Source organism: Oceanobacillus halophilus (genome assembly GCF_003628505.1).
GTDB classification, from domain to species: Bacteria; Bacillota; Bacilli; order Bacillales; family Amphibacillaceae; genus Oceanobacillus; species Oceanobacillus halophilus.
The window spans coordinates 631,153-657,963 of the sequence record NZ_RBZP01000001.1 but is presented as its reverse complement, the minus strand read 5'-3'; the positions used below and the strand labels follow the sequence as shown (position 1 = coordinate 657,963).

Below are 26,811 nucleotides of genomic sequence, written 5' to 3'. Positions count from 1 at the left end.
GTTCTGATGAATTTAATTTATGTGCTTGCATTTCCGGAGCGATAACACAAGCCTTATCTCAATTAGTGCGGAATTTTAATACAATACTTGTAGAAAAGAGATTTAGTTGAAGTAATTGGTAATGGTACAGGGGGAGGAAAAAGTAATGGGGTTAAATTTTCAATTAATTGGCTATCCAATAAAACATTCACTTTCACCGTGGATACACCAACAATTTTTGAGAAAAGCTAACTTAGAGGGAACATATGTTATTAATGAGATTACACCATCAGAGTCTGTAAAAGAGCGTATTGAACAAATGAAACGAGATAACGTTGATGGGTTTAATGTAACCATTCCATATAAGCAAGAAGTCATTCCGTATTTGGACAAAATCGATGATAGTGCTAAGAATGTCGGAGCCGTTAATACAGTATTAAATAAGAATGGGAAGCTAATCGGCTATAATACGGACAGTATAGGATATGTCCGTTCCTTAGAAAATAAATATCCTAGTTTGGAAGGTAACCAATCCGTGAATATTTTATTATTAGGGGCAGGCGGCGCAGCTAGAGGTATTTACTATGGCTTATATCAAGCGGGATATAAAAATATTGATATTGCGAATAGAACACAAGAAAAAGCGGTTGAAATTGCTAAGCTCGGAAGTAGAGCAACAACTCGCATCATCACGTTAAAAGATGCTGAACACGATTTATTAGATTACGATGTGATTATACAAACCACTTCAGTAGGTATGAAACCAAATATACATGAGTCGATTATTTCAATTCGAGAAGTCAAACCAGGGACTATCGTCAGTGATATTGTTTACCAACCTATAAAAACGGATTTTCTTACTCAAGCAGAAGTTGCTGGTGCAAAACTACATTTTGGTCACACGATGCTCTTGTATCAAGCGCAATATGCTTTCGAAATATGGACAGGGGAAACCATACAAATGGAAAAAATGGATAAGGAATTACAACAGATACTGGAAGGAAGATAATAATATGCTAACAGGAAAACAGAAACGATTTTTACGATCAGAAGCTCATCATCTAAAGCCAATTTTTCAAGTAGGAAAAGATGGTGTCAACGAAAATATGATAAAACAAATTAGTGAAGCTTTAGAAAAAAGAGAATTACTCAAGGTAAGTATCCTACAAAATTGTATGGAGGATAAAGACGTCGTTGCCAATCAGTTATCGGAAGGAACAGAAGCTGAAATAGTACAAATTATAGGGAATAACATTGTTCTTTATAAGGAATCTAAAGAAAATAAACAACTGCAGTTACCGTAAGGGAGTTATAAATGAAACGAGTCGGAATCTTAGGTGGTACATTTGATCCACCGCATTTAGGTCATTTACTTATTGCTGAAGAAGTACGCATAGAGTTAAATTTACAAGAAATATGGTTTATACCGACCTATACACCACCACATAAGAGTGAATCGGAAACAAGTGCGGAACATCGAATGAAAATGCTCCAAATAGCGATAAGCAGTAATAAATATTTTAAAATAAACGCCATTGAGATTGAGCGGTTAGGAAAATCATACACTTATGATACGATCACATATTTAAAACAGGAATATGAAGATATTGACTTTTATTTCATTATTGGTGCAGACATGGTGGAATACTTGCCGAATTGGCACAGAATTAATGAACTAATTCAAATGATACAATTTGTTGGTGTGAAACGGTCGGGATATAAATTAGAAACGGAATACCCTATCATCCAAGTAGATATTCCAATGTTAGATATTTCCTCATCCATGTTGAGAAAAAGGCTACGTAACAAGCAGTCAGTGAAGTATATTGTTCCAGATGAAGTCAATCGTTATATTAGGGAGAAGAGGTTATATGAAGATTGATGATGCAATTGAAGTGGTTAAACCACATCTAACGCAAAAAAGATTTGAACACACGTTGAGGGTACGAGACACAGCTGTGAAATTAGCTGAGAAATATGGAGAATCAAAATTGAAAGCAGAACTTGCTGCTGTATTTCATGATTATTGTAAGTATCGTTCCCTCGATGAAATGGAAAGAATAATAAAAATGGATCCATTGCCAAAGGATTTATTAAAGTTTCATCATGAATTATGGCATGGTCCTGTTGCTTCGATCTTGATAGAAAAGGAGTATGGAATTAAGGATAACGATGTTCAAAGAGCTATTTATTACCATACAACAGGAAGAGCAAACATGAGTAAATTAGAAATGATTATTTTCTTAGCAGATTATATAGAACCTGGAAGAGAATTTCCTGGGCTACAAGAAGTAAGGGAAGTGGCGGAAACAAACTTAGTTCATGCTTGCTGGATGACTTCTAAAAATATGATTTCATTTCTAATGAGTAAGAATGCCATTATATACCCGGATACATTTTATGCATATAATGATCTTACAATACGTACTAATGGAGGGAATAATTAGATGGAAATTAAAGAAATTGTACAACAAATTGCACTAGTATGTGATGATAAGAGAGCAGAAGACATTATCGCATTAGATATGCACGATGTTTCCCTTGTAGCTGATTATTTCATCATCTGTCACGGAAATAATGAGCGACAAGTACAATCCATTGCTAGAGAAATAAAGGATAAGATGGATGAAATTGGGATTGATGTCAAACGTCTCGAAGGTTTTGAACAAGCACGTTGGATATTGGTTGATGTAGGTGACGTAGTTTGCCATGTGTTCCACAAAGATGAACGGAGCTATTATAACCTGGAAAGACTTTGGGGGGATGCTTCACGTATTCCATTAGAGATAGGCTTAGAAGGGTAACAGAATGGCTTATAAACAAATGGCATACGTATACGACAAATTGATGGAAGACGCACCGTACGATAAATGGATAGAGTTTACGGAAAGCATGTTAGAAGGAAACCATGTAGAAAGAATAGTGGACCTTGGATGCGGTACTGGAGAAATTACCGTAAGGCTTGCAGGAAAAGGTTTTCAAATGATTGGTGTTGACAATTCTTCTGATATGCTTACGTATGCGAACAACAAAGCTACTGAAAATAAACAAAATATCACTTGGTTACATCAGGATATAAGAGAATTAGAAGGATTAAGTAATTTAGACGCTGCTATCAGTTATTGTGATGTAATCAACTATGTTACAGAAGAAGCTGATTTAAAGGAAGTTTTTAAACGGACTTTTTCTTCATTAAAATCAGGAGGTCTATTTCTATTCGACATCCATTCTTTGCATCAGGTAGAAAATAACTATCACAATCAAACATTTGCTGATGTATTGGACGATGTATCCTATATTTGGTTCTGCACAGAAGGCGACGAAAAAGGTGAAATGTATCATGACTTAACATTTTTTGTTTCAGATGGTCAAAAGTATAATAGATTTGATGAAATTCACCATCAACGAACTTATTCCATTACATTTTATTCCAACTTATTGTTAAAAGCAGGATTCAGTAACATAAAAGTGTATGCAGACTTTTCTGTAATAGATAATAATATTGAGGAAAACTCAGAAAGAATATTCTTTGTTGCAGAGAAAGCACGAGATCATTAAGGATTTCGTGCTTTTTGATGTATATGTAGACTTGTGATATAAGAGTGTGAAAAGTTTTTCTGTCAAAGCAGGAATTTGTTAATTTGTGTCGAATGATTATAAATAAGTGGCCCCATTTTCCTCTCAAAACCTCTAACAAAACGATAGGATGTGATTCCTCTTGCTAGATCTACTGAAAAAAGCCTCTTTTTTTATTGTACTTGGGTTATTTGTTCTTCTGTTTTTTATTTTTTCCAGGGATGACAAAGTTGATGAATCTGATTCAGAGTTTATGTCAGTCAGCACACCTGATAGTTTTTCTGGTGGAAATGATGCGCATGATAATGCGGAAGAGGAAGAACAACTGGTAGTTGTGGATGTAAAAGGATCTGTAGAAGAACCTGGTGTATATGAAATGAAAAATGGTACACGAGTTATCGATGTTATAAAAGAAGCGGGTGGATTTACCAGTGATGCTGATCAGAGTCAAGTTAATCTAGCCCAGAAAGTGCATGATGAAATGATTATCATGATACCAGACAAAAATAGTTCTATGGATGTAAATGCAAACGTGTCAAGCTCAACTAGTAAAATTAGAATTAATTATGCATCCCAAGACGATATTGAATCACTAAATGGGATAGGCCCATCTAAGGCGCAAGCTATTATTCAATTTAGAGAGGAAAATGGGTATTTTCAATCCGTTGAAGACTTGCTTGAGATTCCAGGGATTGGAGAAAAGACATTGAATAATTTCAAAGATGATATACAAGTCCCTTAGTCAATCACTTTTTGTGAAAAGGCTCTTTTCTTATATTTGTGGCATTTTGCACTTTTACAAGTTGATAGAAACTCCTGATATATTTAATTCAGAATAAATAACTAATGGAGCGATTCGTTAACCCCGCTACGGAAAGCGACTGCCCGGAGCGGAAATCAACAAAGCACTAAATTAGATATTTATTCTTAATTAAAGAAATTAGCAGTCTTACAAAATGTAAAGTATTAAAAAGCAAGAATCTGTTAAGGAATGGCCTATGAGAATGAAAGAACTTGTCATGTTTTGTTGTGCCATGTAAACTAAGAATTAAGACAAAGTAGATGAAGGGGACTCAAATATGGAAAGAATCTCATGGGATCAATACTTTATGGCTCAAAGTCATCTGTTGGCTTTACGTAGCACTTGTACAAGGCTGATGGTTGGTGCAACCATTGTTCGTGATAAAAGAATTATTGCTGGTGGATATAATGGCAGTGTATCAGGCAGTGTTCATTGTATTGATGACGGGTGTTATGTTATTGATGGCCATTGTGTACGAACGGTACACGCAGAAGCTAACGCTTTATTGCAGTGTGCAAAGTTCGGAGTTCCTACGGATAACGCTGATATTTATGTGACACATTATCCGTGCTTACAATGTTGCAAGCAAATTATTCAAAGCGGGATAAAAACCGTTTACTATGCTGAAGATTATCGGAATCATGAATACGCCATTCAATTATTTAATGAAGCTGGAGTAACAACTAAAAAAGTTGAATTAGACTATTTAGCCGTAGATACGAAATACCAAGAAAAGAATAAATTTGTAAAAACATTGATTGATGAGTTAGAACATACGAGTAATGATTACCACACAGTAGAAAAATTAAAAAATGAAGCGGAGAAGTTATTTACTTCTAGTAAATAGAATTTAGGTGAATAAAGTGTGAAGGGACATTGGCATATTGTTGCATTATCCGTTATTTGTGTGGTAATAACTATTCAATTCAATACTTATATTATTGCTATCATTTATTTTCTTTGGTTGTTTTATTTGTACTACACCATGCGATTAAGGAAACTGCCGATAGTAGTTTCCTTAATCTTTCTCCTTATTTTTCTGTTCCATATCCCTAAGATAGGGGATCTTTCTCTTGAAAAACTCCAATCAGCAGAAACAGAATATATATATGGTACCATTACTAGTGCAATATCCTCCTCAAACAAAAAACTAGAATTCACGCTTCAAGAAAAATCTTCGAATACAAAAATACTAATCGTATATTTCCCTCAGATAGCAAATGAAGATACAAAAGATATTAAATATGGAGCAACATGTATGATTGAAGGGAAGAAAGAAATCCCAGAAAGAAGTAGAAATCCTGGACAGTTTGATTATCAATCCTACCTTCTGAAAAAAGGAATTAGTAGTCAAGTGGTAATAGATTCCCTAGATAATATATCTTGCAAAGGTTCCTCGGTTTTTAATAATTTTTTTGCTGTTCGTTCTAATCTTATATCAGAAGTGGAAAATAATATTAGTACTTACACAGCATCTTGGCTTACTTCTCTTGTTCTTGGTGATGATAGCGGGTTGTCTGAAGAAACTGTACAGCTTTTTCGAAGGTGGGGATTAACGCATATAATTGCCATTTCTGGTACACACATAGCACTTTTACTAGCGTTTCTGTATTTTATACTTATAAAACTCTCCATACTAACAAGAGAAAAAGCTCAATGGCTAGTGATTTTGATATTACCCATTTATGCCGTGCTGGCAGGAGGGGAGCCGTCTGTCTGGAGAGCAAGTATAATGGTTATGATTATTATTTTTCTTTCTAAAGGTAAATTTCGTTTTAGTATCACCGATGTTTTATCCATTGTTTTTATCTTATTCATTTATTTAAATCCATACTTGATTTACCATGTAGGTTTTCAATTTTCATTTCTTGTAACGTTTGGTATTTTTCTATCCAAGACTTGGATAGCTTCAACACGTCATGTTCTTTTTCAATCTTTACAGATAAGTTTTATTGCTCAAATGATTATTCTTCCATTCCAGTTCACCTACTTTTCAATGATGCAGCCTTTATCCATCTTATTGAATGTTTTAATCATTCCTTATTTTTCACTCCTAGTTATTCCGTTTATGTATGTAATGCTCCCATTAACGTTACTCTCGATTCCCATGCTTTCCGTATTTGATCGTTTGTTTATTAATTTAAATGAACTCGTTTTAACTTTAGTAAGGTGGCTCGATAATACAGTAAATTATCCATGGATTTTTGGAACTTTTACATTAGAAATGGCTATTTTTTATTATGTTTTATTGTTTCTCTTAATGGTAGAAGCACAACAAAATAAACTTAAACATGCTTTTTTATATGGTGTCTCTATTTGCGTTTTTCTAGTTTTAATTGCAGTAAGACCGTATGTATCTCCCGTAGGAACCGTAACTATGTTGGATATAGGGCAAGGGGATGCTTATGTTATTGAATTACCTTATAGAAAAGGAGTATTTATGATTGATGCTGGTGCGAGGGTATCCTTTGAAGATGGACAAGCAAATGAAAATGTGTATCAACAGATAATAAAGCCATATTTATATTCAAGGGGAATACATCGAATAGATGCGTTATTTTTGACACATGAGGATAGTGATCATGTAGGAAGTGCTCCTTTCATCGTAGAGGATATGGAAGTAAAGGAGATTTTCCTACCCGCTTTTTATACTATTACTGAAGAGGAAGCGCAATTGTGGAATAGGAAAAATGTAAATGTTAATAAAGTAGCTGCGAAACAAACTATACATGTAAATGATTATTCATTCTTTGTGATGGGACCAATAAAAGATGCAAATGACACCAATGAAAATTCACTTGTATTGCTGACAGAAATTGGAAGTTTAAAATGGTTATTTACAGGGGATATAGGAAAAGACATTGAAAAAGAATTAATAAAAACATATCCAAATTTGGATATTGATGTTTTAAAAGTGGCACACCATGGAAGTAACACGTCTTCTGAAAAAGTCTTCCTACAAAAAGTAAAACCACAATTCGCACTCATTTCCGTTGGACAGAACAATAGATATGGTCACCCCGCCGAGGAAGTTATTAGCCGATTAAATGAACAAAAAAGTATGATACTGCGTACCGATATTCATGGTGCCGTTCAATTTCGGTTTGATAAAAATTCAGGAACATTTTTTACCTATTTCCCATAGTATAATCACGGAAATACAATTAATTTACTTCTCCCATTAACAATGAGTTTCTACAGACGAAAAAAGAGACTGTAATTATTCCTTCAGTCTCTTTTACACCGAAATTATGTGTTTTTGAAAATCGTTAAGTACTTTTTTACCCACCAACTACACTAATTACAACGCCAATTGCGAATATTAATACAAAGAAAAGAAATGATCCAACAAACCCCTTAATTGAATCCACAACATCATTACTGTGTTTTGATTGCGGATTATTTTCAAATTCGTTCACTTTGACCCCTCCTGTTTCATCAATAGTATAAAGGAAATTATTCAAAAAATCTACTTATGAATGAAAATTGTCATAAATATCTTTTCCTATCCATAATTAGAAAGACTTAACATCTATACTTTTGTTAAGAAGACATATCCTATTAACAAATATCGTTTGACATATAGTTTCTAGAGCTATATGCCAAACGTTTATATAGATCCTGGAGGGAAATTGAAGGGTATAGTTGGTTAAAATTTCCCTCCATTTACTTCTTGCTATTCTTCTATCTACAATTTACCATATATGTATGTATAAAATGAACTAATAAGGTTCTGAATTAGTTTGATTTGTTTGTTAGGTAATTGGAGTGGAGTGAATAGAATGTCCTACATAGAAGTATTGAAAAATATAAAGAAAAATAAGATTGCTCCTGTTTATTTTCTCTATGGATCCGAAAATTATTTTATTGAGAATATTAAAAAGGAAATAATCGGAAGTGTGTTGGGTCAGGATAAAGAAAATCTTTCCGTATATGACCTAGAAGAAATTCCTATTCAGGAAGTAATTAGTGATGTGGAAACCTATCCATTTTTTGGTGAAAAAAAATTAGTTATTGCAACTAATCCGGTCTTTTTAAAATCAAAACCAGATAAACTACCATTTGATCATGATTTGGAATCAGTTGGACGGTATGTAGAGAATCCAGTTGATTATTCTGTTTTAGTAATCATTGCTCCATATGAAAAATTAGATGAGAGGAAAAAGGTCAGTAAATTACTAAAAAAACATGCTACTGTTGCAAATTGTGAACCGATAAAAGAAAAGGATATAGCCTCATGGATAGAGTCATTGATCAATCAATGGAATATAACTATTGATAGTGAAGCTTATGAAGTCATCGAAAATGAATTATCTACAAACCTTCAATTATTGGAACAGGAATTAACAAAGTTTGCTTTGTTTGTTGGAGAGAACGGCCATGTCACTAAAGACATCGTTGAAAGTTTAATTTCTCATACATCTAATAGTTCCTCATTACGTTTAGTTGATGCAGTTATAGCAAGAGATTTACATAGAGCACTTTCCATTTACAAAGACTTGGAAAAAATGAATGAAGAACCAATAGCTTTAATTGGGTTACTTGCTTTCCAGTTTAGAACTATATTACGAGTGAAACTTTTAAGACAGAAAGGCTATAGTCAGTTTCAAATGCAGAAACAGTTAGGTGTTCATCCTTATGTGGTAAAAATAGCTATGAGCAGGGAACGAAAATTCACTGTTGAAAAGCTACAAAGTATTATGGATAAGTTAACGGAAACAGATGCAATCATGAAACAAGGAAAAATGGAAAAGCAACTTGCGTTTGAGTTATTATTATATGAACTAATTAGAGTTTCTTAAATTTAGGTTTTTCTTGCATCGTACGATATCAAGCAACCAAACGTATAAAAGGGTTCAAAGAAAAAACGATCCAATCTTGGATCGTTTTTTTGGGTAAATATATAGGAGCATTATGCCCCAATGTTATTTACTTTTTTAGCTAGACGAGATTTTTGGCGGTCTCCATTATTTTTATGGATGATACCTTTTTGAACAGCTTTGTCAATTTGCTTAACTGTATCTTTAAGAGCAGTTTTTGCTGATTCTACATCATTAGCTTCAACTAATCTTTCTACGTTTTTAATTGCAGAACGCATTTCAGATTTTTGTGATTGATTAGCAGCACGTTTTTTATTGTTAACATCAACACGTTTGATTGCAGATTTAATATTTGCCATGTATTTCACCTCCTAAATAGGATCAGGTCAGACTTCATTTGAACTAACAGTCAAATATCATAACATAGTCTTCCATTAATAACTTTTTAAGTTAACAAATGATATTTTACCAAAGGAACTCTGTCTTTTCAATATCTTTATTTGCAGACATGAAAATATTTCTAGTTAATCCTAACGTATGATTCATTGCGTTTTGTATTTTTTTAGCTAAGTTGTCCATTCTATTACTAAGTTAATGTGAAAGGATGTCGCAATTATGGATGATAATAAAATAGAGAAGTATCAGGTGAGAACTGACTTAGCAGTTGAAGCAAGAGATATGTATGTAAAATCTGAAGAGAAGTCTAAGCAACAAAAAGATAAAGAGCAAGAGATTAAGGGGGTCACGTTTAAAGAGAAGCACCAAGATGACATAAAAATTTCCTACGTGGATATCGACGAAGAGGGCGCAAAACAAATTGGAAAAAAACCTGGATCCTATGTCACGATATATGCTGACGGGGTAAAAAGACAAGATACCAAACGACAGGAAGCAGCTGCAAAAATACTAGCAAAAGAATTAGAACAACTAGTAGAGAAAAATAACATACCTACTGATGGAACCGGTCTAATTGTTGGGCTTGGTAATTGGAATGTTACACCAGATGCACTTGGACCAATGACAGTAGAAAAAACGTTGGTTACCAGTCATTTATTTAAATTACAATTCGAATCTGTATCGGAAGGGTATCGTCCAGTAGCTGCTGTAACTCCAGGTGTAATGGGTGTTACAGGAATTGAAACGAGTGATATTATATTTGGTATTGTTGAGAAATTAAAACCTGATTTTGTAATCGCTATCGATGCATTGGCATCTAGATCCATCGAAAGAGTGAATGAAACCATACAGCTTTCTGATTCTGGAATACATCCAGGGTCCGGTGTTGGTAATAAAAGAAAAGAAATCAGTAAGGATACATTAGGAGTTCCTGTCATAGCTATAGGCGTTCCAACAGTAGTAGATGCAGTTACCATAACTAGTGATACGATTGACTTCATACTAAAACATTTTGGTCGAGAATGGACTGAAAAAGATCGTCCATCTAAGGCCCTGTCACCTGCTGGTATGTCTTTTGGCGGAAAAAAATATACAGAGGAAGATCTTCCAGATGAGCAGAAAAGACAAACATTTATGGGAATGGTCGGAACCCTTTCTGAGGAGGAAAAGAGAAAACTCATTCAAGAAGTATTAACTCCAATTGGCCATAATCTAATGGTTACTCCAAAAGAAGTAGACGGTTTTATGGTTGATATGGCCAATTTAATCGCAGAAGGTGTAAATGCTGCTTTACATGAAAATATTAATGTGGACAACTTTGCATCCTATTCTCGTTAGGTTCTCTTAATTCTCTATTATAATTGGTAGAAAGTATAAGATTTAAAGTTCTACTTTCTGATAGTCACTCATAGAGTTTAGTATGAGTGACATCAGAAAGAGGTGGAATAATGTCTCATAAATACAGACACATAAAAAGAAGCTCTTATACTTTTTATAAAAGAAGTGGAGTTTACTTAGTAAGTATTGTAGGTTTATTTCTATTAATTGGTGCTCTAACTACCATTCAACCAGCATACAGAATCTCTTCTGAAACCATTACAAAATGGACGAGTGATATAGATGGTTCTGTTTTTCTCCATTTAATTGGAATGGAGAACAGAGCAGTTACTCAGGGCTTACCTGAAGAAAATCAACTGCCGAGTGTATCATCGACCTTTCTTCAGGTAGCTACGTCCATTAAGCCCAATGATCCAAGAAGTTTATTAGGTAATGAAATTCCTGGATTTACCATATATGATAATCAAGTATTAATAGCAGGAGAAGGGACAGACTATACAAATTTACCTATTGAATCCTCCCCACCTTTAGAAGAAGTACTAAGGGATAGGGAAGCTGTTGTAGAAACGGAAGAGGATGAAGAGGTGGAGAAAGATGAAAATATGCCTACCACTGGTGAAAGGGATGTAGTTTATATATATAATTCTCACAATCGTGAATCATTTTTACCTCATTTACCTGATGTAACCAATCCGGATTTAGCTCATCATGATGAAGTGAATATTACAAAGGTGAGTAAACGTTTAGAAAAATCACTTGAGGCTAAAGGAATCGGAACACAGGTCGAAGATACAGACATCGGAAATCTCTTAAAGGAAAAGGGATGGGAATACCATCAATCTTATGATGCTGCAAGAGAAGTTGTAAAGGAAGCATTCTCTTCGAACCTGGATATTCAGTTTGCGTTCGATATCCATCGTGATGCTATTCCAAGAGAACATACGACAAAAGAAATAGATGGAACCTCCTTCGCCAAAATTATGTTTGTTGTTGGAGAAGATAATCCAAACTATGAGAAAAATTTAAAACTAGCAACGGAATTACAATATTTATTTGATGAAAAATATCCTGGCTTAAGTCGGGGCGTCCTTCCTCAAGGTGGGGCTGGATACAATGGGGTTTATAACCAAGATTTATCAGAAAATGGATTATTAATAGAATTTGGTGGAGTTGGAAATAATCTTGATGAATTGTATCGCACAGCAGACATAGTTGCAGAAGTGTTTAGTGAATATTACTGGGATGCAGAATCCGTCGAGGCATACACGGAGGAGGAATAAAAATGGGACGTACTTTTATTATACTTTTGTTATTGGCGGTCTTTTTTCTATCAGGAACCCTTTATGGAATGAATCAAAGCAGTGAAGTTGAGGAAATCGACTTCGCAAAAGAAAATAAAGTAGTAAATGTAGACGAAAGTAGCGTTCCAGAAGATTCAGAAGTTATCATTTCACAAACGGCTACAGACGATGTAATGAATATGGAAGAAAATATACATCTTACTAATAATGCTGCTTCTTTTCTGGAAACAAGTGTACAAGGATTTTTCGAGATTGTAGTTGGCGTTCTTTATCAAATTGCTGAGATTTTCTTTTAAATGGTAATATTTTTATTAAGTATTTTGGATTATTATACGTCTTGATTGAATATCCCACTTTCAATTGCTATAATCTATCTTATTGAATACCCTTGAAATTTTTGAATCTTTTATCGAAACTTTGAGGATAAAAGAATGTAGGAGTGAGCAACTAATGGGGAACAAACAAAGAAAGGTACGTAATTTTTCGATTATAGCACATATTGATCATGGTAAATCTACCTTGGCTGATCGAATCTTAGAGAACACAGAAACCGTATCAAAACGTGAAATGAAACAACAGTTATTAGACGGTATGGATTTGGAACGTGAACGAGGTATAACAATTAAATTAAATGCCGTTCAATTAAAGTATAATAGTAAAAATGGCGAGGAATATATATTCCATTTAATAGATACACCAGGTCATGTCGATTTTACATATGAAGTATCTAGAAGTCTTGCTGCATGTGAGGGAGCAATTCTTGTTGTCGACGCAGCACAGGGGATTGAAGCTCAAACATTGGCGAATGTGTATTTAGCGATGGAAAATGAGTTAGAGATTATCCCTGTTATTAATAAAATTGATTTACCTAGTGCAGATCCAGAACGGGTGAAACAGGAATTGGAAGATGTCCTTGGAATTGATGGGGATGATGCTATTTTAGCATCAGCAAAGTCAAATATTGGGATAGAGGATATTCTGGAAAGAATAGTGGAGGTCGTTCCTGAACCAGCTGGAGATCCAGAGGAACCGTTAAAAGCACTTGTTTTTGATTCAATATATGATTCTTATCGAGGCGTTATCACATACGTTTGTATCAAAGAAGGTTCTGTAAAAGTTGGTGACAGAATTCAAATGATGGCGACAGGGAAAGAATTTGAAGTAAATGAAGTAGGGGTATTTACACCAAAAGCGGTTTCCAGGAAAGAATTGACAGTTGGCGATGTTGGGTTTATTACTGCATCTATCAAGGATGTGGGTGATACTCGAGTGGGTGACACGATAACCAATGCAAAAAGGCCAGCACAAGAAGCTCTTCCAGGATACAGACGCTTAAATCCAATGGTTTATTGTGGGCTTTATCCAATTGATTCGAATGATTACAATGATTTAAGAGAAGCGCTAGAACGTCTGGAACTAAATGACTCTGCCTTACAGTATGAACCTGAGACCTCTCAGGCTTTAGGATTTGGCTTTCGCTGTGGGTTCCTGGGGCTTTTGCATATGGAAATCGTTCAAGAGCGAATTGAAAGAGAATTTAATATTAGCCTAATTACTACTGCTCCAAGTGTTATTTTTGAAGTCGAAAAAACCGATGGTGAAACACTTAATGTTGATAACCCGTCAAGTATGCCTGATCCACAACAAATTCAAGAAATACGAGAACCATTTGTAAAAGCGACAATCATGGTCCCAAATGATTATGTTGGGGCAGTCATGGAAATTGCTCAAAAAAAACGAGGGAATTTTATGGATATGCAATATGTTGATGATATCCGAGTGAATGTTATCTATCATATTCCATTATCTGAAATCGTTTATGACTTTTTTGATCAGCTTAAATCACAAACAAAAGGTTATGCATCATTTGATTATGAACTTATAGGGTATCAACCATCGAAATTAGTGAAAATGGATATCTTATTGAATGGCGATACAATTGATGCGTTATCATTTATCGTCCATCGTGACTTTGCCTATGCACGTGGAAAACAAATAGTAGAAAAATTAAAGAAATTAATTCCAAGACAGCAGTTTGAAGTACCGGTTCAAGCAGCCATTGGCAATAAAATTGTTGCTAGATCCACAATTAAAGCTGTAAGAAAAGACGTTACTGCAAAATTGTACGGCGGGGATATTTCACGTAAGCGGAAGTTATTAGAAAAACAAAAAGAAGGTAAAAAACGTATGAAGATGGTAGGGTCTGTTGAAGTACCGCAGGAAGCATTTATGGCTGTGCTGGAAATGGACGAAGATTAACCCGTTTATTTGCCAATAGAAGGAAGTATTAATAAGGGAAAAACTTAGTTGTATTTATCTTCTAGGTTTTTCCTTTTTACGTTAGAAGGGGCGAAAGATATGAATCGAGTACAGTCCGTATATATTCACATTCCATTTTGTACGCAGATTTGTCATTATTGTGATTTCGTTAAGTTTTTTTACAATGAAAAATTGGCAACAGAATATTTGCATGCATTGGTAAATGAAATAAATACTACTATTACAGGAAAGCAACATAAAGTAAGAACTATCTACATTGGTGGTGGTACACCCACAGCGCTTAATTACGAACAATTAAGGTTTTTATTGGAGTTTTTAAATGAAAAATTCGATGTTCAAAATTGTGAAGAATTTACTATCGAGGTAAATCCTGGTGATATTGATAGAGAAAAAGCTTTATTACTGAAAGATAGTGGTATATCAAGAATTTCGTTTGGAGTTCAAGCGATGGATGATAAATTATTAGAAGAAATTGGAAGGGTCCATCGAGTGAAAGATGTATATAAGACAGTTGATCTTTTGAATCAATATCACTTTACTAATATTAGTTTAGACTTAATGTACGCACTGCCAAATCAAACGGTTGAGCAATTTCAAGAATCTTTGGAAAAAGCATTAGAATTCAATCTGCCACATTATGCTACGTACGGCTTGCAGATTGAGCCTAAAACAGTATTCTATTTACGACACAAGAAAGGGCTATTACCACGTCCAACAGAAAATGACGAAATACAGATGTATGAACTATTAAGAGAACAGATGAGCAAAAACGGAGTTAAACAATATGAAATTAGTAATTTTGCAAAACCTGGCTTCGAGAGTAAGCATAATCTGACCTATTGGAGCAATCAATTTTATTATGGTTTTGGTGCAGGAGCTCATGGTTACCTTCCAGGTAGGAGGATAACTAATTTAAGGCCACTTCCAGCATATGTAAAAAAAGCGATGGGTGATGGACAGCCAATATTGCAGACGGAAGAAATTTCACTTAGAGAAAATATCGAAGAAGAGTTATTTCTGGGCTTACGGAGAATACAGGGAATTAATAAGCAGTCTTTTAAAGATAAATTTGGATTTTCTATGGAAACACTGTATAAAAATGAATTAGAAGAGCTAGAGGAACAGCAATTATTGTATGAAAAGAAAGGCTCGATACGTTTGACAGACAATGGTTTGTTATTAGCAAACAAAGTATTTGAAAAATTTATGCTTGATGATTCGGATTTAGTTTCAATAAGTTAACTTTATTGACAAAAAAAAGAGGATTTGGTAACTTATTATTAGAATTAGCACTCAGAAGTAATGAGTGCTAACAGGGGTGAAAATCATGCTAACAGAAAGGCAATTATTGGTTTTACAAATGATTATTGATGATTTCATCGAGACCGCACATCCGGTTGGCTCACGAGCCCTTTCTAAAAAAGAGAGCATTCCATATAGCGCTGCTACAATAAGGAATGAAATGGCAGACCTTGAAGAAATGGGATTTTTAGAAAAGACTCATTCCTCTTCGGGACGTACGCCTTCTGAGAAGGGGTATCGTTATTATGTTGATCATCTAATTGCTCCGTTATCAAATCAGCACAGTATCAAATTAATAAGGAACATTATTGAAGATGGCTTTTATGAATTTGAGCAAATTGTTCAAATGTCAGCTGAAGTGCTTTCCGAACTAACTAATTATACGTCAATTATATTAGGTCCGGAATTAAGTGAAACGAGGCTTAAGCAAATACAAATTCTCCCATTGTCACCACATACAGCTGTAGCTATTTTAGTTACAGATACTGGGCATGTGGAACATCGGACGTTTACTATTCCAGAAGAGATCCATTCATCGGATTTAGAGAAAATGGTAAATATACTAAATGAGAAATTGCAAGGAGTCCCCATTATTCAATTACAAGAAGTTTTTCACAGAGAGATTGCCGGATTAATGAGGAAGTACATTCGAGATTTTGATAAGCCGTATGATTATTTGCAAGCTATATTTTCACAAGAACATCCTGTGAAGCTATATATAGGTGGTAAATCAAATATTTTAATGCAGCCAGAATTTAATGATGTAGATAAAATTAGATCTTTTTATACCATGATGGAAAATGAAGATGAAATTGCCAATCTGTTGAAAAATTCCAAACATGGTATTGGTGTATCTATTGGTAATGAAAATGAAGTAGATGCCATAAAAGATTTAAGTTTAATAACAGCATCCTATCAAATTGGCGAAGGCCAAATGGGAACTATCGCATTACTGGGACCTACTAGAATGGAGTATAGAAAAGTGATTTCCCTGTTATCCAGCCTATCTAATGAAATGTCGGAGGCTTTATATAAATGGTATAAGTCATCTGATTAAGGATAGTTGGAAGCAGATTTATTCCACTCAAGTTTTTATACTTTCTTACCTGTTAAAAATGTGGTAGGGTATTACCTGCCACATTTTGAGGTGCATTTTAGGTAGATATGAGAAACTGTTAAAGTTTTACATATTGTAAAGCGGATTTTGTAAATGGAGGTGGCAATATTGGAAAATAACAACGAAACAGTAAATGAAGAAGTCCTTGAAGATAAGGAAAACGAACAAGAAGTTGTTGATAAAAACGAAGCAATAAATGAAGAAAATGTAGATTCTACGGATGCTGATGCTGACGCTTTGAAAGAATCTGAAGAAAAGATTCAATCATTGCAGAAAGAAAAAGATGAAACGTATCAGCGTTTGGTAAGACTACAAGCAGAATTTGATAATTATAAAAAACGCACACTCAAAGAAAGGGAAGCTGACAGAAAATATAAGTCACAGGATTTAGTAAATGAATTATTGCCAGCAATCGATAATTTTGAACGTGCATTACAGGTAGAAGTAACAGATGAAACCAAAAACTTGTTTGATGGAATTACAATGGTCTATAGACAATTGTTAGATGCTCTGCAATCACAAGGTGTAGAGATTATTGAGTCAGAAGGAAAAGAATTTGATCCAAATATCCATCATGCAGTAATGCAAGTAGAAGACGAATCTATTGATTCAAACACAGTAGTAGAAGAACTACAAAAAGGGTACATGCTGAAAGATCGTGTTATTCGCCCTTCAATGGTAAAAGTAAATAAATAGACAGACTCAAGTTCTCAAGGAGGAAAAAAGATTATGGGTAAAATTATTGGTATTGACTTAGGAACAACTAATTCATGTGTTTCAGTAATGGAAGGTGGAGAAGCGGTAGTAATTCCTAACCCAGAAGGGAATCGAACAACTCCATCTGTTGTAGCTTTTAAAAATGGAGAAAGACAAGTTGGGGAAGTAGCAAAGCGTCAAGCAATTACTAACCCAAATACAATACAATCTATTAAACGACATATGGGTACAGACTATAAAGTGAAAATTGAGGATAAAGAGTATACTCCACAAGAGGTATCTGCAATTATTCTACAGCATATTAAATCTTATGCAGAAGACTATATTGGAGAATCTGTTGATAAAGCTGTTATTACTGTACCGGCTTACTTTAATGATTCAGAACGTCAAGCAACAAAAGATGCTGGAAGAATTGCTGGTTTAGAAGTAGAGCGTATTATTAACGAGCCTACTGCAGCTGCACTAGCATATGGTATTGATAAAGAAGATCAAGATCAAACTATTCTAGTGTTTGACCTTGGTGGTGGTACATTTGATGTATCTATTTTAGATATTGGTGATGGTACTTTCGAAGTAGTCGCAACAGCTGGAGATAACCGATTAGGTGGAGACGACTTTGACCAAGTAGTTATTGATCACCTAGTTGCTGAATTTAAGAAAGAGAATGGTATAGATTTATCTAAAGATAAAATGGCTATGCAACGTTTGAAAGATGCTGCTGAAAAGGCGAAAAAAGATCTTTCAGGAGTAACTCAAACTCAAATTTCTCTACCATTTATTACTGCGGGTGAAGCAGGACCATTACACTTGGAAATGAATCTAACACGTGCAAAATTTGAAGAATTATCTTCTGATTTAGTAGAACGTACAATGGTTCCAACTCGTAAGGCAATGTCAGATGCAGGATTTTCTAATAATGAAATTGACAAAGTAATTCTTGTTGGTGGATCTACGCGTATTCCAGCAGTACAAGAAGCAATAAAAAAAGAAATTGGAAAAGAACCTTCCAAAGGCGTTAATCCTGATGAGGTTGTAGCATTAGGTGCTGCAATTCAAGGTGGGGTACTTCAAGGTGATGTGAAAGATGTTCTATTATTAGACGTAACTCCACTTTCACTAGGTATTGAAACAATGGGTGGCGTTTCTACCAAATTAATTGAACGTAACACAACCATTCCGACAAGCCATTCACAAGTATTCTCTACTGCTGCTGATAACCAAACAGCTGTAGATATCCATGTTTTACAAGGTGAACGTGAAATGGCAGCAGATAATAAGACCCTTGGGCGTTTCCAATTAACCGATATTCCACCAGCACCACGAGGAGTACCACAAATCGAAGTATCATTTGATATTGATGCTAATGGTATCGTTAATGTGCGTGCAAAAGATTTAGGTACAAATAAAGAACAGTCTATTACCATTAAATCTTCTTCCGGTCTATCTGATGAAGAAGTAGATCGTATGGTGAAAGAAGCAGAAGAAAATGCCGAGGAAGATAAAAAACGTCGTGAAGAAATTGATCTTCGCAATGAAGCAGACCAATTAGTATTTACAACTGATAAAACTCTAAAAGATTTAGGGGACCAAGTTTCAGATGATGAAAAACAAAAAGCTGAATCTGCTAAAGAGGAATTGAAGAAAGCATTAGAAGGAAATGACATAGAGGAAATTAGAACGAAAAAAGATGCGCTTCAAGAACAAGTACAACAGCTTTCTGTAAAACTCTATGAGCAAGCACAGCAACAAGCACAAGCAGCACAAGGTGAACAAGGAGCTAATGCTGACGACGATGTTGTAGATGCTGATTATCAAGAAGTAGATGATGACAAAGATAATAAATAATTCATTATCTCTAAAATGGATATAACCTAAAATCCTAACCAAAAAGTCAAAGTCAGGACTATCTTGACTTTGACTTTTTTACTCAAAAGGATTAAAAAGAAAGTTCTTTCCAGTATAATACGTGAATAGTTGCTATTGTAAGTTGATAGATGATAATATAAAAGTTATGCAAAAGTGTGTCGGGAGAGTGATTTTTCAGTGAGTAAGCGAGATTATTATGAAGTATTGGGAATAGAAAAAGGCGCATCCAAAGATGAGATAAAAAAGGCCTACCGTAAATTGGCTAGAAAATATCATCCAGATGTCAATAAAGAGGCGGATGCTGCAGATAAGTTTAAAGAAGTGAAAGAAGCTTATGAAGTTTTAAGTGATGAGAACAAACGAGCACAATACGACCAATTTGGTCATGCTGGAGCAAGCGGTCAAGGTTTCGGTGGTTTTGGTGGTGGCGCAGAAGACTTCGGTGGTTTTGGAGACATATTTGATATGTTCTTCGGAGGCGGCAGAAGACGTGATCCAAATGCACCTCAGCAAGGGGCGGATCTTCAATACACAATGGTCCTTGATTTTGAAGAAGCTATATTTGGAAAAGAAACAGATATCCACATTCCTAAAGAGGAGACATGTGATTCTTGTAGTGGATCTGGTGCCAAACCTGGAACGAAAGTAGATACGTGCTCCCATTGTCATGGAACCGGACAGTTAAATCAAGAGCAAAATACACCATTCGGCAGAGTAGTCAACCGTAGAGTTTGTCATTACTGCAGTGGTTCTGGAAAGATTATTAAAGAAAAATGTAATACTTGCGGTGGTGCAGGTAAAGTTAAAAAGAATAAAAAAATTCATATTAAAATTCCTGCAGGTATCGATGAAGGACAACAGATTCGTGTTTCCGGTAAAGGGGAACCAGGAATCAATGGCGGCCCAGCTGGAGACCTGTTTGTGGTTATCCAAATAAGAGCCCATGATTTCTTTGAACGTGAAGGGGATAATATTTATTGTGAATTACCGATTAATTTTGCTCAAGCAGCCTTAGGTGATGAAATAGAGGTTCCGACTGTTCATGGAAAAGTTAAATTAAAAGTGCCTGCTGGAACACAAACAGGTAAGATGTTTCGGTTAAAAGGAAAAGGTGCCCCAAATGTACGAGGACGTGGCCATGGTGACCAATTGCTTAAAGTTCGAATTGTTACACCAACTAACTTAACCGATAAACAAAAAGAATTACTTCGTGAATTCAATGAGTTACGTGGTAATGAAGAAACAGAAGAACAAGACGGTTCTTTTTTTAAACGTTTTAGAAATGCTTTCAAAGGCAATGACTAAACTTAAACATGAAAGCTAAATCTTCCCATTTAAAGTTTTCTAAGAAATGAGTGGATCCATATGAAATGGTCAGAAATTTGTATACAAACTACCAATGAAGCAATCGAGCCAATCTCTAATATACTCCATGAAACAGGAGCAAGCGGGTTGGTAATTGAAGATCCTCAAGACTTAGTTAGTACAATGGAATCTCCGTATGGTGAAATTTACGAGTTAGATCCCAATGACTACCCAGAGGAAGGTGTACGTATTAAAGCCTATCTACCAGTTAATAGTTTTCTGGGTGAAACGATAGATCAAATTAAGATGGCAATTAATAATTTGCTCATTTACGACATCGATATAGGAAAAAATGAAGTAACTTTAAGTGAAGTGAATGAAGAAGAGTGGTCTACAGCATGGAAAAAATACTATAAACCTGTAAAAATATCTAAAAAAATAACAATAAAGCCTACTTGGGAAGAATATACACCTGTATCTACAGATGAGATTATCATTGAACTGGATCCAGGAATGGCATTTGGGACAGGTACTCATCCTACTACTGTATTAAGCATTCAAGCGTTGGAACAATATCTCAAAAAAGATGACATTGTTATTGATGTTGGTTGCGGATCGGGTATTTTAAGTATTGCTTCTTCACTGTTAAAAGCGAAGAAAGTATATGCATTTGACCTAGATGATATAGCAATTACAAGTACGGAGCAAAATGCGAAACAAAATAATTTAGAAGGAAAAATTGAGGCAAAACAAAATAACTTACTAGACCATGTAAACATAAAAGCTGATATTATTGTCTCTAATATACTGGCAGAAATTATCGTTCGATTTGTCACTGATGCTTGGGATAATTTAAAAGATGGTGGTTTTTTTATCACTTCAGGGATTATACAAAACAAAAAACAATTGGTAAAAGATAAAATAGTAGAGCAAGGTTTTGAAATTGTTGCTGTAAATGAAATGGAAGATTGGATTTCTATTGTTGCTAAGAAGGGCTAATCTTTTAAAAAGTAGGTGCGCATAATGCAACGGTACTTTATTCCTGCAAGCTCTTGGAATGAAAACAAAGTTGTTATTCAGGGAAATGATATACATCACATAACACGAGTCATGCGCTTCGTGTCAGGTGACAAGATTATATGTAACAGTGATACAGGCGAGGCTGCTTTATGTGAGATTATAGAGATAGACCACGAGCAAGTCGTAGCTGAGGTTTTAAAATGGTTAGATGAGGACGTTGAACTTCCTATAAAAGTAGCTATTGCCCAAGGAATTCCCAAGGGTGATAAGTTAGACCTTGTACTTCAAAAGGGGACAGAGTTAGGTGCACAAGGATTTATTCCGTTTCAATCGAAGAGATCTGTTGTGGTTTGGGATAATAAAAAGGCCGAAAAGAAGTTGAAACGTTTTAGTAAAATTGTGAAGGAAGCTAGTGAACAGAGTCATCGCAATAAAATACCAGAAGTTAAACAACCTATGACGATTAATCAATTAATACAGGAAAGTCTTCATTATGATATGAAAATTTTTGCCTATGAAGAAGAAGCTAAAGTAAAGGATTATCGTACATTTGGTTCTATATTAAATCAAATTGATTTTGGACAAAAGTTACTTATTTGTGTTGGACCGGAGGGTGGTTTTTCATCTGAAGAGGTGAATGAACTGAAGTCGAATGGATTCCATGCCATTCGACTTGGTCCAAGAATCTTACGGACTGAGACCGCAGCATTATATGCTTTAGCAGCAATCTCTTATCATTTTGAGGAAATGGAGACTTAGTTTGGCTGCCGATTTAGCTGAATCCATAAATTATATTCTGCTAAACTTGAATCAAAGACACGGATTATTCATTTTTATAGGCTCTTTTCTATAAGATTGGTGCTATTTATTACTTATAGACTGTTGATTACTTTAATGAAGAATACTGCTATATATCCGTTACGGAAATACACTACGCTTTCCGCGGGCGCTGCTGAGCCTACTCCGAGCTATCGCTCTACGTAGTCTCACCTAGGCTTTTCATCCCGCAGGACAAGGAACGCTTCGGCAGGGTTACATCTCACGCAGAAAAAAGTGGTTTTCTTACAATTTCTATCAATTGTAAGACTTCAAAATGCAACAAAATATACGAAAAGAGCCTTTTTGCATAAGGTTTATAAAAATAATCAGTTGACCTATTAGTAGTATTATATTATACTTTAAAGTGGCATGTGGGATTATTATACATATGCCCTTATAATTTTGGTTTTGTGCTTCGGAGGGAGGGAAATTAGCATGTCAAATACAACTCGCGTTCGTAAAAACGAGTCTCTTGAAGATGCTCTTCGTCGCTTTAAACGCAGTGTGTCAAAAAGTGGTACACTACAGGAATATCGCAAGCGTGAACACTATGAAAAACCTAGTGTACGTCGTAAGAAGAAGTCTGAAGCTGCTAGAAAGCGTAAATTCTAAAGAGGGTGCAGATTTATGTCATTACTCGATAAATTGAACCAAGATATGAAGCAAGCGATGAAGAATAGAGACAAAGAAACCCTAGGCGTTATTCGTATGATAAAAGCTTCTATACAGAATGAATCGATTAAACTAGGAAAAGATACTTTATCTGAAGATGAAGACTTAGCAATTTTGTCTAGAGAGGTTAAACAAAGAAAAGATTCCCTCCAAGAATTCAAATCTGCTGGACGCGACGATCTTGTTGAAAAAATTGAAACTGAGTTATCTATCGTTAAAAGATATATGCCTGAACAACTAACTGAGGAAGAACTTGTAAGAATTGTTCAGGAAACGATTCAGGAAGTAAATGCTACATCCAAGAAAGATATGGGTAAAGTCATGAGTGCTATTATGTCTAAAGTAAAAGGAAGGGCAGACGGCTCTCAAATAAAAGATGTTGTGTTACAACAATTAAAATAAGTAGAAAGGTTCTTATCATTGGATAAGAACCTTTTTCTTTTGTCTAGGAGGATAAAGCGCAGCAATACGTTTAAAATTCCTATGTAACGCTGAATATGGTAGTATCAACTTAGGAGGATTGTAATTCAACAAGATGAAACCTTTTAAACCGTTAGTCCGTATTAAGGTGCAAGGAGGTGATAAAATTTGTTAAGAATTAAGTCAATAATATACATAGCCCTTATAGGAATTATGTTCGTGGCTTCTTTATATAATATTGATAATATAATACATGCTGATAAAGAAGAAGGTGGAGGTCATTTAGTTTACGTTATTCCAATAGAGAGAGAAGTGGAACGAGGGTTGGAGGCGTTTCTGGATAGAACGACACAGGAGGCTATAGAAGCTGGTGCCGATCATATCATTTTTGAAATTGATACTCCTGGTGGCAGAGTGGATTCTGCTGGTCAGATTGGATCACTTTTGCAAAACTTACAAGTACCAACAACTTCTTTTATCGTTAACGAAGCATTATCAGCTGGTTCATATATTGCATTAAATACGGACAATATTTATTTTGTACCACATGCAACAATGGGGTCTAGTGGAGTTATTAATAGCGATGGGACTGCTGCAAATGATAAAGCACAATCTGCTTGGAAAGAAAGAATGATTGCCGCAGCGGAGTCTAAAGGAAGGGATCCGTTATATGCAGAGGCTATGGCAGATTCTAGTATTGATTTACCTGAATACGGGGCGCCGGATGGCTCATTCTTAACATTGGGGCCAAATGATGCCATTAAAGTAGGTTATGCAGAAGGCATTGTGGATGACCGCATTGAATTGCTTTATGAATTGAACTTATCTTCGGCGACAGTTGAGGAAACAGAGCCTTCACTAGCGGAAGAAGTTGCTAGATTTTTAACCAATCCCGTTGTCTATTCAATACTTTTATCAATCGCTAGTCTAGGTCTTATTGTAGAACTTTACTCCCCAGGATTTGGAGTTCCAGGTATCATGGGAATTACAGCACTAATATTATTTTTCTATGGTCATATTGTAGCTGGTTTAGCTGGAATGGAAGCTATTGTTCTATTGTTGTTAGGAATTATCCTAATAATTGCTGAATTCTTTGTTCCAGGTGGTATCCTTGGTTTAATAGGCGTAGGTGCTATTCTGGCCTCGTTGTTAATGTCGGGTTATGACGTTGGACAGATGGCGATGAGTTTAGGGATTGCTTTTCTAGTCGCTATTATTGCAAGTATCATTCTCTTCAGAAGAATTGGTTTGGATAAGGGGGTATTTAGACATATTATATTAAGGGATAGTACGACAACAGATTTAGGCTATGTATCTTCTGAGAATCGTCTGGACCTCATAGGTTTAGAAGGGGTTGCTTTAACTGCTTTAAGACCTTCAGGAATAGGAGAGTTTGATAGGGAGCGACTCGATGTTGTCTCGGAAGGTAGCTTTATTGACAAAGGTACTAGTGTTAAGATAGTTAATGTAGAAGGAGCACGTATTGTTGTAAGAGAAATATCATAATATCTAAGGAGGATTTTTAAATGACAGTTACAGATTTAATGCCGTTAATAATTATAGCGGTAATTCTAATTGCAGTTGCAATCCTATTTACGTTTATTCCAGTAGCACTATGGATTAGTGCACTTGCTGCTGGTGTTCGAGTTAGCATATTTACTTTAATTGGTATGAGGTTACGTCGAGTAGTTCCAAGCAGAGTAATCAATCCGTTAATTAAAGCACATAAAGCGGGTCTAAATGTAAAGATTAACCAATTGGAAAGCCATTACTTAGCTGGTGGTAACGTTGATAGAGTAGTAAATGCTTTAATTGCAGCTCATCGTGCAAATATTGAGCTTAGCTTCGAACGTGCGGCTGCCATTGATTTAGCAGGGCGTGATGTATTGGAAGCTGTACAAATGAGTGTAAATCCAGAAGTTATTGAAACCCCATTTATTGCAGGTATTGCTATGGATGGTATTGAAGTAAAAGCGAAAGCTAGAATTACAGTACGAGCTAACATTGATCGATTAGTCGGTGGTGCTGGAGAAGAAACGATTATTGCCCGTGTTGGTGAAGGGGTTGTAAGTACTATTGGTAGTTCAGACACCCACGCTAAAGTATTGGAAAATCCAGATTCCATTTCACATACTGTATTAGCAAAAGGTCTTGATGCTGGAACAGCGTTCGAAATCTTATCTATAGATATTGCTGACGTAGATATAGGTAAAAATATTGGTGCTATCTTGCAAACGGACCAAGCAGAGGCAGATAAAAATATCGCTCAGGCCAAAGCAGAAGAACGTCGTGCAATGGCTGTTGCTCAAGAGCAAGAGATGGTTGCTCGTGTACAAGAAATGCGTGCGAAAGTTGTGGAAGCGGAAGCTGATGTTCCACAAGCATTGGCAGAAGCATTACGTTCAGGCAAAATGGGTGTTATGGATTATTTAAATTACCAAAATATCAATGCAGATACTGATATGCGTGATACAATTGGTAAATTATCAAAAGAAAATGATGATCATGAAAACAAATAATTTGATTATTAGAATGGAAGGAGGGGTTTGATGGAAGGGTTTTTGGAAGCTATCTTTAGTAACTTCTTTATCATTCTTATTATCATTTCAGGTATTATTGGCTTTTTTAGAAATAATTCTGGAGAAGAGCAGAAAAAGAAGCAAACCATGCATCCTAAACCAACTCAGACTCCTTCTGGCCCTTCTTCGAGGCAGCCAAGACGTCCTGAACCAATGAAAAAGGAAGAACCGAAACCGTCCATATCCATTGAAAATCAGCAACAGGACCAAATGGAACGTTTAGCTGGTCGATTTAATATGACGACTAAACAATCGATGGATGCAATCTCTCAAAACAGGATAGGTAATGAAGATACATTGCTTGAATCAAAATCAAAAAACAATCTATCAAAAGAGAAGGCAGAATTAAAGAAAGAAATAGGTTCGAATTTAACAGGAAAAGGACTAGTACAAGGAATAATCATGTCAGAGGTTTTAGGTGCACCGCGTGGTAGAAAACCATATCGCAGTGTCATTAGAGAACGACAGATTAAATAATTTAATGAAGCCATCAGCAGAGTAA

General features: G+C 35.3%; 28 protein-coding genes. 26 read left to right on the top strand and 2 right to left on the bottom strand.

Going from position 1 to position 26,811, the window contains the following annotated elements; all coding sequences use genetic code 11:
* Positions 1 to 145 precede the first annotated feature (145 nt).
* From aroE to D8M06_RS03340, 9 genes are all read left to right on the top strand, one after another.
* The gene (aroE, locus tag D8M06_RS03380; protein WP_121202926.1) at positions 146 to 988 is read left to right on the top strand and encodes a shikimate dehydrogenase; all 843 of its coding nucleotides are present in this window, start codon (positions 146 to 148) and stop codon (positions 986 to 988) included.
* Positions 989 to 992: 4 nt separating this feature from the next.
* Positions 993 to 1,283 carry a ribosome assembly RNA-binding protein YhbY gene (gene yhbY, locus D8M06_RS03375; RefSeq protein ID WP_121202925.1) on the top strand — a complete coding sequence of 97 codons (291 nt, stop codon included), beginning with the start codon at positions 993 to 995 and terminating at the stop codon, positions 1,281 to 1,283.
* Between the two features lie 11 nt (positions 1,284 to 1,294).
* Positions 1,295 to 1,861, top strand: a complete 567-nt coding sequence (locus tag D8M06_RS03370; protein WP_121202924.1) for a nicotinate-nucleotide adenylyltransferase — start codon at positions 1,295 to 1,297, stop codon at positions 1,859 to 1,861.
* Positions 1,851 to 2,426 carry a bis(5'-nucleosyl)-tetraphosphatase (symmetrical) YqeK gene (gene yqeK / locus D8M06_RS03365; protein ID WP_121202923.1) on the top strand — a complete coding sequence of 192 codons (576 nt, stop codon included), beginning with the start codon at positions 1,851 to 1,853 and terminating at the stop codon, positions 2,424 to 2,426. The genes D8M06_RS03370 and yqeK overlap by 11 nt, the downstream gene beginning before the upstream one ends.
* A complete protein-coding gene (gene rsfS, locus D8M06_RS03360) occupies positions 2,427 to 2,783 on the top strand; it encodes a ribosome silencing factor (protein ID WP_121202922.1) in 357 nt (118 codons plus the stop codon).
* 4 nt (positions 2,784 to 2,787) lie between these two features.
* On the top strand, positions 2,788 to 3,537 hold the full coding sequence (locus D8M06_RS03355) for a class I SAM-dependent DNA methyltransferase (RefSeq protein ID WP_121202921.1): 750 nt from the start codon (positions 2,788 to 2,790) through the stop codon (positions 3,535 to 3,537).
* A 160-nt stretch (positions 3,538 to 3,697) separates the two neighbouring features.
* On the top strand, positions 3,698 to 4,297 hold the full coding sequence (locus D8M06_RS03350; RefSeq protein WP_121202920.1) for a helix-hairpin-helix domain-containing protein: 600 nt from the start codon (positions 3,698 to 3,700) through the stop codon (positions 4,295 to 4,297).
* Between the two features lie 337 nt (positions 4,298 to 4,634).
* Positions 4,635 to 5,204, top strand: a complete 570-nt coding sequence (locus D8M06_RS03345) for a ComE operon protein 2 (protein ID WP_121202919.1) — start codon at positions 4,635 to 4,637, stop codon at positions 5,202 to 5,204.
* Positions 5,205 to 5,222: 18 nt separating this feature from the next.
* Positions 5,223 to 7,502 carry a DNA internalization-related competence protein ComEC/Rec2 gene (locus D8M06_RS03340; protein WP_121202918.1) on the top strand — a complete coding sequence of 760 codons (2,280 nt, stop codon included), beginning with the start codon at positions 5,223 to 5,225 and terminating at the stop codon, positions 7,500 to 7,502.
* 136 nt (positions 7,503 to 7,638) lie between these two features.
* On the opposite strand, the gene D8M06_RS03335 is transcribed toward D8M06_RS03340, so the two are convergent.
* The gene (locus D8M06_RS03335; protein WP_121202917.1) at positions 7,639 to 7,776 is read right to left on the bottom strand and encodes a YqzM family protein; all 138 of its coding nucleotides are present in this window, start codon (positions 7,774 to 7,776) and stop codon (positions 7,639 to 7,641) included.
* 363 nt (positions 7,777 to 8,139) lie between these two features.
* Between D8M06_RS03335 and holA the strand changes: the two genes are divergently transcribed.
* Positions 8,140 to 9,159: a DNA polymerase III subunit delta gene (holA, locus tag D8M06_RS03330; RefSeq protein ID WP_121202916.1), complete on the top strand. Its 1,020-nt coding sequence runs from the start codon at positions 8,140 to 8,142 to the stop codon at positions 9,157 to 9,159.
* Positions 9,160 to 9,269: 110 nt separating this feature from the next.
* Here the strand turns inward: holA and rpsT are convergent, their stop codons facing one another.
* Positions 9,270 to 9,536, bottom strand: a complete 267-nt coding sequence (gene rpsT / locus D8M06_RS03325) for a 30S ribosomal protein S20 (protein WP_121202915.1) — start codon at positions 9,534 to 9,536, stop codon at positions 9,270 to 9,272.
* Between the two features lie 256 nt (positions 9,537 to 9,792).
* On the opposite strand from rpsT, the gene gpr reads away from it, so the two are divergent.
* The 16 genes from gpr (at position 9,793) to D8M06_RS03245 (ending at position 26,786) form a co-directional block, all read left to right on the top strand.
* Positions 9,793 to 10,911: a GPR endopeptidase gene (gpr, locus tag D8M06_RS03320; RefSeq protein WP_121202914.1), complete on the top strand. Its 1,119-nt coding sequence runs from the start codon at positions 9,793 to 9,795 to the stop codon at positions 10,909 to 10,911.
* Positions 10,912 to 11,021: 110 nt separating this feature from the next.
* Positions 11,022 to 12,191, top strand: a complete 1,170-nt coding sequence (gene spoIIP / locus D8M06_RS03315; protein WP_121202913.1) for a stage II sporulation protein P — start codon at positions 11,022 to 11,024, stop codon at positions 12,189 to 12,191.
* A 2-nt stretch (positions 12,192 to 12,193) separates the two neighbouring features.
* The gene (locus D8M06_RS03310; RefSeq protein ID WP_121202912.1) at positions 12,194 to 12,508 is read left to right on the top strand and encodes a hypothetical protein; all 315 of its coding nucleotides are present in this window, start codon (positions 12,194 to 12,196) and stop codon (positions 12,506 to 12,508) included.
* A 154-nt stretch (positions 12,509 to 12,662) separates the two neighbouring features.
* Positions 12,663 to 14,471: a translation elongation factor 4 gene (gene lepA, locus D8M06_RS03305; RefSeq protein ID WP_121202911.1), complete on the top strand. Its 1,809-nt coding sequence runs from the start codon at positions 12,663 to 12,665 to the stop codon at positions 14,469 to 14,471.
* Positions 14,472 to 14,570: 99 nt separating this feature from the next.
* Entirely contained in the window at positions 14,571 to 15,734 is a 1,164-nt protein-coding gene (hemW, locus tag D8M06_RS03300; RefSeq protein ID WP_121202910.1) for a radical SAM family heme chaperone HemW, read from the top strand.
* Between the two features lie 85 nt (positions 15,735 to 15,819).
* On the top strand, positions 15,820 to 16,851 hold the full coding sequence (gene hrcA / locus D8M06_RS03295; protein ID WP_121202909.1) for a heat-inducible transcriptional repressor HrcA: 1,032 nt from the start codon (positions 15,820 to 15,822) through the stop codon (positions 16,849 to 16,851).
* Between the two features lie 165 nt (positions 16,852 to 17,016).
* Complete coding sequence (gene grpE / locus D8M06_RS03290) at positions 17,017 to 17,607, top strand: nucleotide exchange factor GrpE (protein WP_241558816.1); 591 nt, start codon at positions 17,017 to 17,019, stop codon at positions 17,605 to 17,607.
* Between the two features lie 33 nt (positions 17,608 to 17,640).
* Positions 17,641 to 19,473 (top strand): molecular chaperone DnaK, encoded by a 1,833-nt coding sequence (dnaK, locus tag D8M06_RS03285; protein ID WP_121202907.1) that lies wholly within the window; start codon positions 17,641 to 17,643, stop codon positions 19,471 to 19,473.
* Positions 19,474 to 19,671: 198 nt separating this feature from the next.
* On the top strand, positions 19,672 to 20,799 hold the full coding sequence (dnaJ, locus tag D8M06_RS03280) for a molecular chaperone DnaJ (RefSeq protein ID WP_121202906.1): 1,128 nt from the start codon (positions 19,672 to 19,674) through the stop codon (positions 20,797 to 20,799).
* A gap of 60 nt (positions 20,800 to 20,859) precedes the next feature.
* The gene (gene prmA / locus D8M06_RS03275) at positions 20,860 to 21,798 is read left to right on the top strand and encodes a 50S ribosomal protein L11 methyltransferase (protein ID WP_121202905.1); all 939 of its coding nucleotides are present in this window, start codon (positions 20,860 to 20,862) and stop codon (positions 21,796 to 21,798) included.
* Between the two features lie 24 nt (positions 21,799 to 21,822).
* A complete protein-coding gene (locus D8M06_RS03270) occupies positions 21,823 to 22,578 on the top strand; it encodes a 16S rRNA (uracil(1498)-N(3))-methyltransferase (RefSeq protein WP_121202904.1) in 756 nt (251 codons plus the stop codon).
* Between the two features lie 495 nt (positions 22,579 to 23,073).
* Positions 23,074 to 23,250 carry a 30S ribosomal protein S21 gene (rpsU, locus tag D8M06_RS03265; RefSeq protein ID WP_019377991.1) on the top strand — a complete coding sequence of 59 codons (177 nt, stop codon included), beginning with the start codon at positions 23,074 to 23,076 and terminating at the stop codon, positions 23,248 to 23,250.
* A 15-nt stretch (positions 23,251 to 23,265) separates the two neighbouring features.
* A complete protein-coding gene (locus tag D8M06_RS03260) occupies positions 23,266 to 23,712 on the top strand; it encodes a GatB/YqeY domain-containing protein (RefSeq protein WP_121202903.1) in 447 nt (148 codons plus the stop codon).
* A gap of 231 nt (positions 23,713 to 23,943) precedes the next feature.
* Positions 23,944 to 25,236, top strand: coding sequence for an NfeD family protein (locus D8M06_RS03255; protein WP_121203090.1), 1,293 nt, complete (start codon positions 23,944 to 23,946; stop codon positions 25,234 to 25,236).
* Between the two features lie 20 nt (positions 25,237 to 25,256).
* Positions 25,257 to 26,249: a flotillin-like protein FloA gene (gene floA / locus D8M06_RS03250; protein ID WP_121202902.1), complete on the top strand. Its 993-nt coding sequence runs from the start codon at positions 25,257 to 25,259 to the stop codon at positions 26,247 to 26,249.
* A gap of 30 nt (positions 26,250 to 26,279) precedes the next feature.
* Entirely contained in the window at positions 26,280 to 26,786 is a 507-nt protein-coding gene (locus D8M06_RS03245) for a hypothetical protein (RefSeq protein ID WP_121202901.1), read from the top strand.
* The last annotated feature ends 25 nt before the right edge of the window (positions 26,787 to 26,811 follow it).